Annotated in this window: 15 protein-coding genes and 1 pseudogene; 9 read left to right on the top strand and 7 right to left on the bottom strand. The window is 61.8% G+C overall.

Annotated features, from left to right (window positions below):
* Positions 1-75 precede the first annotated feature (75 nt).
* The gene (locus ACCQ08_RS10510; RefSeq protein WP_312451965.1) at positions 76-1,416 is read left to right on the top strand and encodes a hemolysin family protein; all 1,341 of its coding nucleotides are present in this window, start codon (positions 76-78) and stop codon (positions 1,414-1,416) included.
* Positions 1,417-1,512: 96 nt separating this feature from the next.
* Here ACCQ08_RS10510 and ACCQ08_RS10515 read toward each other — a convergent pair whose 3' ends face one another.
* Positions 1,513-2,124 (bottom strand): lytic transglycosylase domain-containing protein, encoded by a 612-nt coding sequence (locus ACCQ08_RS10515; protein ID WP_239810805.1) that lies wholly within the window; start codon positions 2,122-2,124, stop codon positions 1,513-1,515.
* A gap of 126 nt (positions 2,125-2,250) precedes the next feature.
* Complete coding sequence (locus ACCQ08_RS10520) at positions 2,251-3,990, bottom strand: proline--tRNA ligase (protein ID WP_239810804.1); 1,740 nt, start codon at positions 3,988-3,990, stop codon at positions 2,251-2,253.
* 92 nt (positions 3,991-4,082) lie between these two features.
* Between ACCQ08_RS10520 and ACCQ08_RS10525 the strand changes: the two are divergent.
* Positions 4,083-4,629 (top strand): annotated as a pseudogene (locus ACCQ08_RS10525) (RNA pyrophosphohydrolase); the annotation flags it as partial.
* Positions 4,630-4,863: 234 nt separating this feature from the next.
* Here ACCQ08_RS10525 and proB read toward each other — a convergent pair.
* From proB to rplU, 4 genes are all read right to left on the bottom strand, one after another.
* Positions 4,864-6,003: a glutamate 5-kinase gene (gene proB, locus ACCQ08_RS10530; RefSeq protein WP_373449754.1), complete on the bottom strand. Its 1,140-nt coding sequence runs from the start codon at positions 6,001-6,003 to the stop codon at positions 4,864-4,866.
* A gap of 84 nt (positions 6,004-6,087) precedes the next feature.
* Positions 6,088-7,203, bottom strand: coding sequence for an Obg family GTPase CgtA (gene cgtA, locus ACCQ08_RS10535; RefSeq protein ID WP_230770598.1), 1,116 nt, complete (start codon positions 7,201-7,203; stop codon positions 6,088-6,090).
* A gap of 189 nt (positions 7,204-7,392) precedes the next feature.
* Positions 7,393-7,653: a 50S ribosomal protein L27 gene (gene rpmA / locus ACCQ08_RS10540; RefSeq protein WP_021027814.1), complete on the bottom strand. Its 261-nt coding sequence runs from the start codon at positions 7,651-7,653 to the stop codon at positions 7,393-7,395.
* 15 nt (positions 7,654-7,668) lie between these two features.
* Entirely contained in the window at positions 7,669-7,980 is a 312-nt protein-coding gene (gene rplU, locus ACCQ08_RS10545; protein WP_092832020.1) for a 50S ribosomal protein L21, read from the bottom strand.
* A gap of 267 nt (positions 7,981-8,247) precedes the next feature.
* Between rplU and ACCQ08_RS10550 the strand changes: the two genes are divergently transcribed.
* The 7 genes from ACCQ08_RS10550 to ACCQ08_RS10580 all read left to right on the top strand — a co-directional run bounded on the left by ACCQ08_RS10550 (position 8,248) and on the right by ACCQ08_RS10580 (position 14,846).
* The gene (locus ACCQ08_RS10550) at positions 8,248-9,177 is read left to right on the top strand and encodes a polyprenyl synthetase family protein (RefSeq protein WP_312416684.1); all 930 of its coding nucleotides are present in this window, start codon (positions 8,248-8,250) and stop codon (positions 9,175-9,177) included.
* A gap of 162 nt (positions 9,178-9,339) precedes the next feature.
* Positions 9,340-11,073, top strand: coding sequence for a type IV-A pilus assembly ATPase PilB (pilB, locus tag ACCQ08_RS10555; RefSeq protein ID WP_312529445.1), 1,734 nt, complete (start codon positions 9,340-9,342; stop codon positions 11,071-11,073).
* Positions 11,074-11,093: 20 nt separating this feature from the next.
* Entirely contained in the window at positions 11,094-12,314 is a 1,221-nt protein-coding gene (locus ACCQ08_RS10560; RefSeq protein ID WP_312833724.1) for a type II secretion system F family protein, read from the top strand.
* Positions 12,315-12,316: 2 nt separating this feature from the next.
* Complete coding sequence (locus tag ACCQ08_RS10565) at positions 12,317-13,192, top strand: A24 family peptidase (protein ID WP_312416460.1); 876 nt, start codon at positions 12,317-12,319, stop codon at positions 13,190-13,192.
* A gap of 1 nt (position 13,193) precedes the next feature.
* On the top strand, positions 13,194-13,820 hold the full coding sequence (coaE, locus tag ACCQ08_RS10570) for a dephospho-CoA kinase (RefSeq protein ID WP_312451976.1): 627 nt from the start codon (positions 13,194-13,196) through the stop codon (positions 13,818-13,820).
* A gap of 3 nt (positions 13,821-13,823) precedes the next feature.
* A complete protein-coding gene (gene zapD, locus ACCQ08_RS10575; RefSeq protein ID WP_312416464.1) occupies positions 13,824-14,579 on the top strand; it encodes a cell division protein ZapD in 756 nt (251 codons plus the stop codon).
* Positions 14,580-14,633: 54 nt separating this feature from the next.
* Positions 14,634-14,846: a DNA gyrase inhibitor YacG gene (locus ACCQ08_RS10580; protein ID WP_021027806.1), complete on the top strand. Its 213-nt coding sequence runs from the start codon at positions 14,634-14,636 to the stop codon at positions 14,844-14,846.
* Between the two features lie 11 nt (positions 14,847-14,857).
* Here ACCQ08_RS10580 and ACCQ08_RS10585 read toward each other — a convergent pair whose 3' ends face one another.
* Complete coding sequence (locus ACCQ08_RS10585; protein WP_373449755.1) at positions 14,858-15,331, bottom strand: NUDIX domain-containing protein; 474 nt, start codon at positions 15,329-15,331, stop codon at positions 14,858-14,860.
* Between the last annotated feature and the right edge of the window lie 7 nt (positions 15,332-15,338).

Raw genomic sequence — 15,338 nt, forward strand, 5'->3', positions numbered from 1 at the left:
GGCGCCCCGCGCGCTGCCCCCGCTTTTGCCGAAAAATGTGAGCAGCCGGTCTGCACTGCTCCTACAAGAACGTCTATGAATCTTACGCAGAGTCTCTTTGTCATTGCCTTGCTGATCAGCTTCAGCGCCTTTTTCTCCATGGCGGAGATAGCGCTGGCCGCCTCGCGCCGCCTGCGCTTGCGGCAGATGGTGGATGACGGAGACCCGCGTGCAGAACGTGTGATGAAGGTCCAGGAGCAGCCCGGTGAGTACTTCACCGTCGTGCAGGTGGGCCAGAATGCGGTGGCCATTCTGGGCGGTATCGTTGGCGAAGGGGCACTCAGCCCGTTTGTCGCGGGCATCGCCAGCCGCTGGCTGGAACCAGCCACCGCGCAAACCATCGGGTTCCTGTTCTCGTTCACCGTGGTCACCTCGCTGTTCATTTTGCTGGCCGACCTGCTGCCCAAGCGCCTGTCGATGGCCGAGCCCGAAGCCTTGGCGCTGCGGGTGCTGCGGCCCATGCAGTGGTGCATGACGATCTTCAAGCCGGTGGTCTGGTTCTACAGCAAGGCGGCCGATGCACTGTTCCGCGTGCTCGGCCTGTCGACGATCCGCGATGAAAAGATCACTTACGAAGACATTCTGGCGATGACCGAGGCGGGCGCCAAGGCTGGTGTGCTGGCCGCGCAGGAGCAGCAGGTGATTGCCAACCTGTTCGAGCTCGACACGCGCACCGTCGGCTCGGCGATGACGCAGCGCGACCGCATCGCCTTCTTCTACCAGGACGACAGCGACGACATCATCCGCGCCCGCATTGCCGAAGAGCCGTTTTCGACCTACCCGGTCTGCGCCGGGGATATCGACCATGTGGTCGGCTATGTGGATGCCAAGGACCTGTTCCAGCGCGCGCTGAACAACCTGCCGATGAAGCTGCACGACGAAGGCCTGGTCAAGAAGGCCCTGGTCATCCCCGACCGGTTGACCCTGGCCGAGGTGCTGCAGCAGTTCCGCCAGGCGCATGAGGACTTTGCGATCATCGTCAACGAATACAGCCTCGTGGTCGGCGTGGTCACGCTCAACGATGTGATGAGCACCGTCATGGGCGACCTGATGGGCCCGGTTGATGAGGAGCTGATCGTGCGCCGTGACGAGACCTCGTGGCTGATCGACGGTATCACGCCGATCGAGGATGTGGAGCGGGCCCTGCTGCTTGATGACCTGCCGCACGCCGACGAGTACGAGACCCTCGGCGGCTTCTTGATGGTGATGCTGCGCCGCATCCCCCGCCGCACCGACAAGGTGGTCTGGGGCAAGTACCAGTTCGAGGTGATGGATGTGGACAGCTACCGCATCGACCAGGTGCTGGTCACCGTCGTGGACCCCAACAAGGTGCCGGATTCGCCGGTGCCGCCAGCCCCGGGCAGCCTGTTGGCCTGAACACCGGTCCAACCCACACCCGTGCCCATGAAAAAGCCACCGCATGCGGTGGCTATGTTGTGGTCGCAGTGCTGGCAGCTGCCACGGGCCCAAGCTTCAGGCTTCCACCTTGTTCTCGAACAGCCACTGGCGCTGGGCCCCGTAGACCAGGTTGGGGTAGGTGTCCTTGCCGCGGCTGCCGTTGTAGCGGCCCAGTGCCATGAACAGATCGCCCTTTTCGCGGTCCAGGTAGTGGCGCAGAATCACGCAGCCAAAGCGCAGATTGGTCTGCATGTGGAAAAGCTTGGCCGGGTCACCATCACCGATCACCCGGGTCCAGAATGGCATCACCTGCATGTAGCCACGGGCGCCGACATTGGACATCGCGAACTTGCGGAAACCGCTTTCGACCTGGATCAGGCCCAGCACCAGCGATTCATCGAGGCGCGCACGCCGGGCCTCATACCAGACGGTCTGCAGAAAATCGCGGCGCACTTCCCAGTCGGGTTTGCGCCGGCGCAGGCGGTCACTCATCGCGCCCAGCCAGCGCAGGTAGACGATCTTGGCCTCGGTCGAGACAAACACGGGCTCCGGTGGCGCCGCGCTGCCAATGGCGGCCGTCAGCGCCGAGCGCACCGAATCGATCAGCGGCTCCTCCAGCTGGCCACCGGCATGCGCAGCCTGCGGCGCTGCCAGCCAGGCGCCGGGCCCCGCCAACAGCGATGCCATGGCCGCGCGGCGTGATACGCCCGCAGGTAGAGCAATGCGTGAGCCTGACATCCTGGATCAATCCCTCTGGTGAATATTTTATGCGGCGCCTGGCCGGCCGGGCTGCACTTGCAGCCCATGCCCGCATCAGGCCAAGCGGCTGGTGATGAAGCTGAACACCTCGTCCACAGGCACCTTGGTGGCTGCGGTGTCGCGGCGCTGCTGGTACTCGACCATGCCTTCTTGCAGGCCCCGGTCGCCCAGCACTACACGGTGCGGCACGCCAATCAGCTCCCAATCAGCCAGCATCGCGCCCGGGCGCTCGCCGCGGTCGTCCAGTATCACATCGACGCCGGCGGCCAACAAGTCTGCGTGTAGCTTTTCAGCCGCAGTCTTGACCGCTTCGCTGCGGTCCATGCCGATCGGGCAGATCACCACCGTGAAAGGCGCAATCGCATCGGGCCAGATGATGCCGCGCTCGTCGTGGTTTTGCTCCACAGCCGCAGCGGGCAGGCGGGTCACGCCAATGCCATAGCAACCCATTTCGAACTCGCTGGGCTTGCCGTTCTCGGCCAGGAAGGTGGCCTTCATCGCCTTGGAGTACTTGGTGCCCAGGTAGAACACGTGGCCGATCTCGATACCGCGCTCAATGGCCAGCTCGCCCTGGCCGTCTGGCGAGAGGTCGCCGGCGACCACATTGCGCAGATCGGCGACCAGCGCAGGCTCGGGCAGGTCACGGCCCCAGTTCACACCGGTCAAGTGGTAGTCGGCCTCGTTGGCACCGCAGACCCAGTCGGCCATCACGGCCACGTCGCGGTCCACCACCAGCTTGACGGGCTTCTTCAGACCGATCGGGCCCAAGTAACCGGGCTGGCAGCCAAAGTGTTCTTCAATCTCGCTGACGGTCGCAAAACGGAAGTTGGCCAGGCCCTCGACCTTGCCGACCTTGATCTCGTTCATGTCATGGTCACCGCGCAGCAGCAGCAGCCAGACCTGCGAGCTCAGGATGTCGCCCTTGTCATTGGTCTCGTCGGTGGCCAGCACCAGCGATTTGACGGTGTTGGCCAAAGGCAGGTTCAGCAGCTCGGCCACATCGGCGCAGGTGCTCTTGCCCGGCGTGGCCGTCTTGGCCATGGCCTGCGCGGCAGCAGCACGGGGCTGGGTAGGCGCCAGGCTTTCGGCCTTTTCGATGTTGGCCGCGTAATCGCTGTTGGGGCAGTAGACGATGGCGTCCTCGCCGGTCGCGGCAATCACCTGGAACTCTTCGCTCAGATCGCCACCGATGGCACCGCTGTCTGCGCGCACGGCACGGTATTGCAGGCCGAAACGGTCAAAGATGCGCTTGTAGGCAGCGCGCATGGTCTGGTAGCTGATCTGGGCGGCGTCGCGGTCCTTGTCGAAGGAATAGGCGTCCTTCATGATGAACTCGCGGCCACGCATCAGGCCAAAGCGGGGGCGGCGCTCGTCGCGGAACTTGGTCTGGATTTGGTAGAGGTTCTTGGGCAGCTGCTTGTAGCTCTTGAACTCCTGGCGCGCGATGTCGGTCACCACCTCTTCACTGGTGGGCTGGATGACGAAGTCACGCGAGTGGCGGTCCTGGATGCGCAGCAGCTCGGCACCCATCTTGTCGAAACGGCCGGTCTCCTGCCACAGCTCGGCAGGCTGCACCACGGGCATCGTCACTTCGATGGCGCCAGCGCGGTTCATCTCTTCGCGCACGATCGCCTCGACCTTGCGGATCACGCGCAGGCCCATCGGCATGTAGTTGTAGATGCCGGCGCCGAGCTTTTTGATCATGCCGGCGCGGGTCATCAGCTGGTGGCTGGCGATTTCAGCGTCCGCAGGCGCTTCTTTCAGGGTCGAGATGAGAAATTGCGAAGCTTTCATAGTCTATGACAATGGACCTAGTAGTTGCCCCCTTGAAGATGGCTTCAAGGCACAGGCATAATGGACACAGTTTAAAAAATTGGGGTTAGATTATGCTGGACCGAGATGGCTTTAGGCCAAACGTCGGCATCATCCTGCTCAACCAGCGCAATCAGGTGTTTTGGGGCAAGCGCATCCGCACCCATAGCTGGCAGTTTCCGCAGGGCGGTATCGACCGTGGAGAAACCCCCGAGCAGGCGATGTTTCGAGAGCTGCATGAGGAAGTGGGCTTGCGACCGGAGCATGTACGTATTGTGGCTAGAACGCGGGATTGGCTACGGTACGAGGTGCCAGAACGCTTCATCCGCCGCGATGCCAGAGGCTATTATCGCGGACAAAAGCAGATTTGGTTTTTGCTCCAGTTAACGGGGCATGACTGGGACCTGAATCTGCGCGCCACCAACCATCCGGAGTTCGATGCCTGGCGCTGGAATGACTACTGGGTACCGCTGGATGTGGTGGTGGAATTCAAGCGGGGCGTCTACGAGATGGCGTTGACCGAGCTGTCGCGTTTTGTGCCCCGCCACGATCCGCGCAACCGCTATTTGCGCAGCAATGCGCGCGCGCGTGACGGTGAGCTGCATGAGCCTGACGGCAGCTCTGCCGAGACCTTGCAGGTATCGGTGACCACCACCACGGTGGTGAGCTACCATTCGCCGCTGCGCATGATGCAGGAGATGGAGCTGCCACCGGGTGCCAGCTTTGACCCGGACCCGGGCAATGCCGGGCGCGATCCGCAACCCAAAGGCGGATGAGCGATCCAAAGCACAAAGCGTCCCTCGGGACGCTTTGTGCTTTGAGCCACGGGTGCATGGCAGGCCGCAGACGGCCGGGTCAATGCCCGGTCAACACCATGTTGTCACGGTGCAGCATCTCCGGCTCACCGGTATAGCCCAGCAGCTGCTCGAACTCTGTCGAGGGCTTGCGGCACAGGCGCCGCGCTTCCGCACTGCTGTAGTTGGCAAGGCCACGCGCCAGCTCGATGCCTTGCGGATCACGCACGCCAATCACCTCACCGCGCGAGAACTCGCCATGCACGCTCACCATGCCGATCGGCAGCAGGCTCTTGCCGTCACGGCGCAGCTTTTGAGCGGCACCCTCATCCACCGTGACATAGCCATGCATCTGCAAGTGGTCCATCATCCATTGCTTGCGTGCCTGGTTCTTGTGGGTATCGGCCACCAACAGCGTGCCAATGGCCTCGCCGGCAGCCAGACGCAGCAGCACATTCTGCTCACGCCCCCAGGCGATCACCGTGGAGGCGCCTGAGCCCGCAGCGCGCTTGGCAGCCAGGATCTTGGTCAGCATGCCGCCCTTGCCAATGCCCGAGCCTGCGCCGCCGGCCATGGCCTCCAGCTTCAGGTCGCCAGCCTGCGCCTCGTGCACAAATTCGGCATCGGGGTTCTTGCGGGGATCGGCGGTGTACAGGCCCTTCTGGTCGGTCAGAATGACCAGCGCATCGGCCTCGACCAGGTTGGCCACCAGCGCCCCCAAGGTGTCGTTGTCACCGAACTTGATTTCGTCGTTGACGACGGTGTCGTTCTCGTTGATCACCGGCACGACACCCAGCTGCAGCAAGGTCAGCAAGGTGACGCGCGCATTGAGGTAGCGCTCGCGGTCGGCCAGGTCGGCATGGGTCAGCAGCACCTGGGCGCTGCCCAGGTTCTGTTCACGCAGCTTGGTCTCGTACATCTGGACCAGGCCCATCTGGCCGACGGCGGCAGCGGCCTGCAGCTCATGGATTTCCTTGGGCCGCTGGTGCCAGCCCAGGCGCTTCATGCCTTCTGCGACCGCACCACTGGAGACCATGATCACTTCGCGCTTGGCGCCCCCTTCACCGTGCACCAGGGCGGCGAGCTGGCGGCTCCATTCAGTGATGGCCCCTTCATCGAGGCCCTTGCCCTCGTTGGTGACCAGACTGGAGCCGACTTTGACGACGATGCGACGTGCGTCGCGCAGAACATTCGATGCCATTTTTGCTTTTTCCGGCATTGCGCCCGTCTCGCAAGCGCAAGCAGCTATCCATCCATGAGAAATCTACGGTGCAGGCCTTGTCGCTCAGTCAGGCGACGAAAAGCGGGGATCGTCCGAGTAGTCGGGTTGCTCCAGCTCTGCGCCTGCGGCGAAGCGCGGGTCGACCTCTTGCGGCTCCTGCTCGGCCTTTTGCATCTTGTGCACGAACTGGAAGATCTCCTTGATCAGCGGCTCGCAACCTTCACGGGTCAGCGCCGAGATCTCGTAGACCGGACCCTTCCACTTGTAGCGCTTGACAAAGTCCTTGACCTTGGCGGCGCGCTCATCACCGGGCACCATGTCCAGCTTGTTGAGCACCAGCCAGCGCGGCTTGTTATAGAGCTCTTCGTCGTATTTCTTGAGCTCGCCGACAATCGCCTTGGCCTGCGCGACCGGGTCCACACCTTCGTCAAACGGTGCCAGATCGACAATGTGCAGCAGCAAGCGCGTACGCTGCAGATGGCGCAAGAACTGGTGGCCCAGGCCCGCACCGTCCGAAGCGCCTTCGATCAGGCCCGGGATATCGGCAACGACAAAGCTCTTTTCCGGCCCCACGCGCACCACGCCCAGGTTGGGGTGCAAGGTGGTGAACGGGTAGTCCGCAATCTTGGGGCGGGCGTTGGACACTGCCGAGATGAAGGTCGACTTGCCGGCATTGGGCATGCCCAGCAGGCCTACGTCAGCCAGCACCTTCAGCTCCAGCTTCAGGCTGCGGCGCTCACCCTTCCAGCCGGGGGTCTTCTGGCGCGGCGCGCGGTTGATCGCGCTTTTGAAGCGCAGGTTGCCGAAGCCGCCGTCACCGCCCTTGGCGATGGTGATGACCTCGCCCGGGTTCAGCAACTCAAACAACACCTCACCGGTCTGTGCATCGGTGATGATGGTCCCCACCGGCATGTGCAAGGTGATGTCCTTGCCGGCGCAGCCAAACATGTCCGAGCCCTTGCCATGTTCACCGCGCTCAGCCTCATGGCGGCGCGAATAGCGGTAGTCGATCAAGGTGTTGAGGTTGACGTCGGCCAGTGCGTACACATGGCCGCCGCGGCCGCCATCGCCCCCATCGGGGCCGCCGAATTCCTTGTACTTTTCATGGCGGAACGACACACAGCCATTGCCACCATCGCCAGCTGCAATGTCAATAAACGCTTCATCTACGAATTTCATGGTCGTTATCCACCCGTCCTGGTACAGGAATTACGGGAATTGTTCTGCTGCATGCCGATACATGCAGCCCTGCCAAAACCGCTATTGTCGCACCGGGGCGCCAAGCGGGTCAGCCCAAAAACACCAAAGCCCCGACTGCGCGGGGCTTTGGACAAGGCCATGGAAGGCCTTCAAGACACTTGTCTTGTCTTAAGCAGCCTTGGTGATGCTCACCGTGTGCTTGGACAAAGCGCCCTTGGTTTCGAACGACACGTGGCCGTCCACCAGAGCAAACAAGGTGTGGTCCTTGCCCACGCCGACATTGGTGCCGGGGTGGAACTTGGTGCCGCGTTGACGCACGATGATCGAACCGGCGCTGATCAGTTGACCACCGAAAGCCTTCACACCCAGCATCTTTGGCTTGGAATCACGTCCGTTGCGCGTAGAGCCGCCGCCTTTTTTCTGTGCCATGAGATATAGCTCCTGTTAAGCTGCAATCGCACCGATTTGCAGCTCAGTGAACTGCTGGCGATGGCCTTGGCGCTTTTGATAGTGCTTACGACGACGCATCTTGAAAATGCGCACCTTGTCGTGCTTGCCGTGGGCTACTACCGTAACCGTCACAGTTGCTCCGGACACCAAGGGCGTACCAACCTTCAACTCTGCGCCGTTGCCGACTGCCAGAACCTGGTCGATCACGATTTCTTGGCCTACGTCCGCAGCGATCTGTTCTACCTTGATTTTTTCGCCGGAAGCAACACGATACTGTTTGCCACCGGTTTTTATGACCGCGTACATAAGAACCTCTAAAAGGGGATAGCTTGCAAAGAAATTTCGCAAGAGCCGAAGATTGTAGCACGAGGCTATGAACGACGCAAACCCTGCACGTTTTTGCGCCACAACACCGGCCAGAATGCGCATGCCGAAGACGGACAAGCGGCCATGTCTGCAAGTCGCACTGCTCTCGTTTCTATAATGCAGTATCCATAAAATGCCGAGATAGCCGCCTTGTCCGAGTCCAACACTCCCAACCCGTCCAACCCCTTGAGCCTCGTCGCTGGCGATATGCGACAGGTTGACGCCGTGATTGCCAGGCGCCTGAGCTCCTCCGTTCCGTTGATCGGGGAGGTGTCCCACTACATCATCTCGGCCGGTGGCAAGCGTCTGCGCCCCGCGCTGCTGCTGCTGGTAGCCGGTGCACTGGAATACCGGGGCGAGCAGCATTTCAATCTGGCGGCCGTGGTCGAGTTCATCCATACCGCCACCCTGCTGCACGACGATGTGGTGGACGAATCCACGATGCGGCGCGGCAAACCTACCGCCAACGAGAGCTTTGGCAACGCCGCCAGCGTCCTGGTCGGGGACTTCCTGCACTCGCGCGCGTTTCAGATGATGGTTGACGCCGACAGCATGCGTGTGATGCAGATCCTGTCGGAGGCCACCAACATCATCGCCGAGGGTGAGGTGCAGCAGCTGATCAACACCCACAATGTCGATCTGGACGAGGCCGGCTACCTGTCCGTCATCCGCTCCAAGACGGCCAAGCTGTTCGAGGCCAGCGCCCGCCTGGCCGCTGTCCTGACCGAGGCACCTGCTGCGCTGGAAGAAGCCTGCGCCAACTATGGCCGCTCGCTGGGCACCGCCTTCCAGGTGATCGACGATGCACTCGACTACGACGGTGACACGACCGTGATGGGCAAGAATATTGGCGATGATTTGCGCGAAGGCAAGGTCACCTTGCCGCTGATCATTGCCATGCAGCGCGCAAACGCCGATGATAGGCAGATGATCGTGGACGCCATCGAGCAAGGTTCCACGCCCCACATGGCCCATATCGTGCAGGTGGTCAAGGACACCGGCTCGCTGGAGGCCACCCGGGCAGCCGCGGCACTGCAGGCCCAGGAAGCCATCGACTGCCTGGCGCTGCTGCCCCGCAATGCCTATACCGACGCCCTGACTACGCTGGCATCACAACTTCTGGCGCGCCGGGAGTAACGCAGCGGTCGTCGGGCATCGGCTGGCGTACCCCACAGACTGTCGCAGATCGACTGCACTGGCACAGAATGGCGGGTGCATTTCTTTGTTAAATCTCCGAACAACTGCTACAGTTTGCCGGATTACGCAGCGAGGCTATCGACGATAGGCGTCCCCGTTTACATGGCTGACATCAACACCCCCCAAAAAGCCGTCGCCCTTCCCGGCATCGCCAGAGCGCTGGTGGCCAGCGGAAAGCTTCCTGTTGCCAAGGCAGAGGCGCTGTATGCGACAAGTCTCAAGAGCAAGAACAGCTTCATTGGCGAGCTGGTGGCCAGCGGAGCCGTCTCCGGCAGTGATGTAGCCAGCATCATCTCGACCGTTTATGGCGCGCCGATGGTCGACCTGGATGCGATCGACCTGACCCGGCTGGCCAGCGGCCTGCTCGATACCAAGCTGGCCCTGACCAACAAGATCATCCCGCTGGCCAAGCGGGGCAACCGCCTGGTGGTCGTTACCGCCGACCCCACCGACCATTCGGTGGCCGAGCAGATCAAGTTCTCCACGCAGCTGAGCGTGGACTGGGTGATTGCCGAGCATGCCAAGCTGCTCAAGGCCCTGGAGTCCGTCGCCAAAAAGGGCGGTGACAGCATCCAGGACATGATCACCGGCGACGTCAACCTCAACGAGTTCGAGATTGACGACGAATCGGTGAACACGGAAAGCAGCAGCAGCGACGAGACCGAAGTTGAAGACGCGCCCATCGTCAAGTTCCTGCAGAAGATGCTGATCGACGCATTCAATATGCGCGCATCGGACTTGCATTTCGAGCCCTACGAGCACCAATACCGCATCCGCTTCCGCATCGATGGCGAGCTGCGCGAAATCGCCTCCCCGCCTCCCGGCATCAAGGACAAGCTGGCATCGCGCATCAAGGTCATTTCGCGCCTGGACATCTCCGAAAAGCGCGTGCCCCAAGATGGCCGCATGAAGCTCAAGATCGGCGCCGACCGGGTGATCGACTTCCGGGTCAGCACCTTGCCAACCCTGTTCGGCGAAAAGATCGTGATCCGTATTCTGGATCCGAGCAGCGCCAAGCTGGGCATCGATGCGCTGGGCTATGAGCCAGAAGAGAAGGAGCGTCTGCTCAGCGCCATCAAGCGGCCCTACGGCATGATTCTGGTCACCGGCCCCACCGGCTCGGGCAAGACCGTGTCGCTCTATACCTGCCTGAACATTCTCAATACACCAGCGGTCAATATTGCCACCGCGGAAGACCCGTCGGAAATCAACCTGCCCGGCGTCAACCAGGTCAATGTCAATGAAAAGGCCGGCCTGACCTTTGCGACGGCGCTCAAGTCGTTCCTGCGCCAGGATCCCGACATCATCATGGTGGGTGAAATCCGTGACCTGGAGACCGCAGACATTGCGATCAAGGCCGCGCAGACGGGCCACTTGGTGCTGTCGACCTTGCACACCAACGACGCGCCCACCACATTGACGCGTATGCGCAATATGGGGATTGCGCCGTTCAACATTGCCTCCAGCGTGATCCTGATCACCGCGCAGCGCCTGGCACGCAAGCTGTGCCCTGTCTGCAAGCGGCCCACGGAGATTCCGCATGAAGCGCTGCTGGAAGCCGGCTTCAAGGAAGAGGATCTCGATGGCACCTGGATGCCCTACGAGCCTGTGGGTTGCGATGCCTGCAACAACGGCTACAAGGGCCGGTTGGGCATCTACCAGGTGATGCCCATCTCTGAAGAAACACAGCGCATCATCCTGCGTGATGGCAGCGCGCTGGAAATTGCGGAGCAAGCCAACCTCGAAAATGTCCGCTCCTTGCGCGCATCGGGTCTGCACAAAGTCAAAAAGGGACTGACCTCCCTCGAAGAGGTCTTAGCCGTCACCAACGAATAAAGCAATGAGGGCAGGGATAAATGGCAACTACAGTCCATAAGAAAACATCGAACGAAGCCGTTTATGAGTGGGAAGGCAAGGACCGCAACGGCAAGATCGTGCGCGGCGAATCCCGCGCGGGCGGAGAAAACCAGGTCATCGCATCGCTGCGCCGCCAGGGCATTCTTCCGTCCAAGATCAAGAAGCGCCGCATGCGTTCGGGCAAGCGCATCAAGCCCAAGGACATTGCGTTGTTCACACGCCAGCTGGCCACGATGATGAAGGCCGGTGTGCCTTTGCTGCAGGCCTTTGACATCGTGGGCAGAGGCAGCACCAACCCCAGCGTCACCAAGCTGCTCAACGATGTGCGCAGTGACGTGGAATCGGGCTCTTCGCTGAGCACCGCCTTTCGCCGCCACCCGATGTACTTCAATGCGCTGTACTGCAACCTGGTCGAGGCCGGTGAAGCCGCCGGTATTCTGGAAGGCCTGCTCGACCGCCTGGCCACTTACATGGAAAAGACCGAGGCCATCAAGAGCAAGATCCGCTCTGCGCTGATGTACCCGACCTCGGTGATCATCGTGGCCTTCGTCGTGGTGGCCATCATCATGATCTTCGTGATTCCGGCATTCAAGGAGGTGTTCACCTCGTTTGGAGCCGATCTGCCCGGCCCGACCCTGATCGTGATGGGTATCAGTGATTTCTTTGTCAGCTACTGGTACCTGATCTTCTTTGGCATTGGTGGCAGCATCTATTTCTTTCTGCAGGCCTGGAAGCGCAGCGAAAAAATGCAGCGCACGATGGACCGCTGGCTGCTGAAGGTACCCATCTTCGGCCCGCTGATTGAGAAATCCTGTGTGGCGCGCTGGACCCGCACCTTGTCGACGATGTTTGCCGCTGGTGTGCCCTTAGTGGAAGCACTTGATTCGGTAGGCGGCGCTTCTGGCAATGCCGTATTTGCGGTGGCCACCGAGAAAATCCAGGCACAAGTATCCACCGGCACCAGCCTGACGGTCGCCATGTCGGATGCGCATGTGTTCCCGTCGATGGTGTTGCAGATGTGTGCGATCGGTGAGGAATCGGGATCGATCGACCATATGCTGGGCAAGGCGGCCGACTTTTACGAAGCCGAGGTCGACGAGGCCGTCGCTGGCCTGTCCAGCCTGATGGAGCCCATCATCATCGTGTTTCTGGGCACCATCATCGGCGGCATCGTGGTCTCGATGTACCTGCCGATCTTCAAGCTCGGTCAGGTGGTTTAAGCATGTCCGAAGCGCAATTGAACACAGGGCTGTTTGCCCTGTTGGGCCTGCTGGTGGGCAGCTTTTTGAATGTGGTGGTGCACCGCCTGCCGCTGATGCTGGAGCGCCAATGGCGGCGTGATGCGCAGGACATGCTGGCCGCGGCGGACAGCGTGCAGACGCCAGAGGCAGTGCCTGCGGCCGAACCTAAGGCAGACCGCTTCAATCTCTGGACCCCCGCCTCGCGCTGCCCGCATTGCAGCCACCAGATCCGCTGGTACGAGAATGTGCCCGTGTTCAGCTGGCTGTTTCTGGGCGGGCGCTGCAGCCAGTGCCGCGCACGTATTTCTGTACGCTACCCGGTCGTGGAAATCGCCAACAGCCTGCTCTGGGCCTATTGCATCCACCGCTGGGGCCTGGGCCCCACCGGCCTGGCCTGGTGTTTTTTCGCATCGATGCTGCTGACCGCAGCGCTGATTGACTGGGACACGACCCTGCTCCCCGATGACCTGACCTTGCCACTGCTCTGGGCAGGCTTGCTGTGCAGTGCGATGGGATGGATTGCGGTACCGCTCAAAGATGCGCTGTTTGGTGCTGCCATCGGCTACATGGTGCTCTGGCTGATTTACTGGGCCTTCAAGCTGCTGACCGGCAAGGAAGGCATGGGCTACGGCGATTTCAAGCTGCTCGCGGCGTTGGGCGCCTGGTTTGGCTGGCAGGCGCTGATACCGATTGCACTCTTCTCGTCGGTCGTCGGTGCAGTCATCGGCATCGCGCTGAAGATATTCTCCAGCCTGCGCGAAGGTGGCTACATCCCGTTTGGTCCCTTTCTGGCGGGCGCCGGCTTTTTGGTGATGTGGTTCGGCACCGGCATCGTCGACCGCCTGCTGCAGCCCTGATATGCGCCCGCGCATTGGTCTCACCGGGGGCATTGGCAGTGGCAAAAGCACGGTAGCCCAAGGCTTTGCCCAGCAGGGCTGCTATGTGATCGATGCCGACCGCATTGCCCGCACGCTTACGCTGCCGGGCGGTGCGGCCATCGCCCCCATCGCGGCCCGGATGGGTGCCCATTTCATCGGCGCAGACGGCGCTCTGGACCGTGCACGGATGCGGGACGCTGCCTTCCGCGATCCGGGCTACAAGGCCCAGCTCGAAGGCATCCTGCATCCGCTCATCCGCCAGCAGATCGACCAGCAGTACCAGCATGCCTGTGACACCAACGCGCCGCTGGTGATCTTTGATATCCCTTTGCTGGCTGAGTCCGGCCAATGGAGCCCGAGGCTGGACCAGGTCATCGTCGTCGACTGTCTCGAGCGCACGCAAATCGCACGGGTGCAGCAGCGCAACCAGCTGCCCCAGGCAGCGATCGAGGCCATCATGGCCCAGCAGGCCACCCGTTTGCAGCGCCTGCGCAAGGCCGACTGGGTGCTGTGGAATGAAACGCTGTCGTTACAAGCGCTAGGCGAGGCCGTATTCGACCTATACAATGAATTGATAGCCCACTACCGCCTTCTGCAGCCCGACTGATCCGTGATAGTTTACGAGTACCCCTTCAACGAACGCGTGCGCGCCTATCTCCGCCTGGAGTATCTGCTGCGCAGGCTTGACGTACTCCTGCAGCGCGACACGGACATCGACCACCATTTCGCCATCACCACCTTGTTCGAGGTGATGGATGTCGCCTCCCGCAGCGACCTGAAGACCGACCTGCTCAAGGACCTGGAGCGCCAGCGCCAGCAGTTCAATGCCTACCGCGACAACCCGATGATCGCCGTCGACATGCTCGACAAGGTGATTGGCCAGATCGACGCTGCCCATAGCGAACTGCGTGCCCAAAACGGCAAGCCCAGCCAGCTGCTGATCGAGAACGAATGGCTGATGGCCATCCGCAACCGTACCGGCATTCCCGGTGGCACCTGCACATTTGACCTGCCCAGCTACCACGCCTGGCTGCATGCGGACAGCCAGAGCCGCCGTGCCGATCTGCAAGGCTGGACGTCGTGTTTTGCGCCGCTGGCCAGCGCCCTTATTCTGCTGCTGCGGCTGTTCCGGGATGCCGGCGCCCCCCAGCGCATTGCGACGGTGCGTGGCCAGTTCCAGCAGAACCTTCCCCAGGGCCGTATCTACCAGCTGCTGCGCCTCAAGATGGACCCCAGCTCCAGCCTGGTGCCCGAGATCAGTGGCAACCGCCTGATGATCTCGATCCGCATGCTGCAAAAGACCGAGAGCGGTCAGCTGGGCCTCACTACGCAGGACGGCCAGTACGAGATGGTGCTTTGCGCTTGATCGGCTAAACGCCTGCAGATGAGGCGGCCAGTACAGGCGCCCTACAATGGCCGGATGAGTTCTTCCGCAGACAACGCGCTCCCCAGCATCCAGTGCCCCCAGTGTGGCGGCCCCTCCAGCTTTGAACGCAGCAACCGGTTTCGCCCTTTTTGCAGCGAGCGCTGCAAGCTGATTGACCTGGGCGCGTGGGGCAACGAAGATTTTCGGGTGCCGGCGCAATCGCCACCGCTGGACCAGCCCTACGGCGATCCGCGCCTGGAAGACTGAGCACCCCGGCCTTATTTCGCCGCAGCCTCTGCCGCCTGGATATAGACGGCGGGGTCAAAAGGCAGACCCCGCTCCTCGCTCAGCCATTGCAGCACGGGGAAAGACCCCTCCAGCACCGGGCTCACCGTCAGCGGCAGTTGCTGCCAGGACATCTGCTGGCCTTCACGCATCTCGAATTCACCCGACCACTGCGTCACCTTGCACCAGTGCAAGCGCACCAGCGCATGGCTGTAGTCATGCTCGGTCACCTTCCAGGCAATGCAGTTGCCGATGCGGATGCCGAGCTCTTCGACCAGCTCACGGCGCAGCGCCTCTTCGACGGTCTCGCCCGCCTCCAGCTTGCCGCCGGGGAACTCCCACCAGCCCGCACGGGGCTTGCCCAGGGGGCGGCTCGTTATCAGCAGCGCATTGTCGCTTTCGCGGATCAGCACGCCCACCGCCACGTCGGTATGGCTGCGGGTCTCGGTGGTGTCAGTCTGGCTCATAGGTCTT

Origin of the sequence: Comamonas sp. SY3, from assembly GCF_041730275.1 — a bacterium.
GTDB classification, from domain to species: domain Bacteria; phylum Pseudomonadota; class Gammaproteobacteria; order Burkholderiales; family Burkholderiaceae_C; genus Comamonas; species Comamonas sediminis.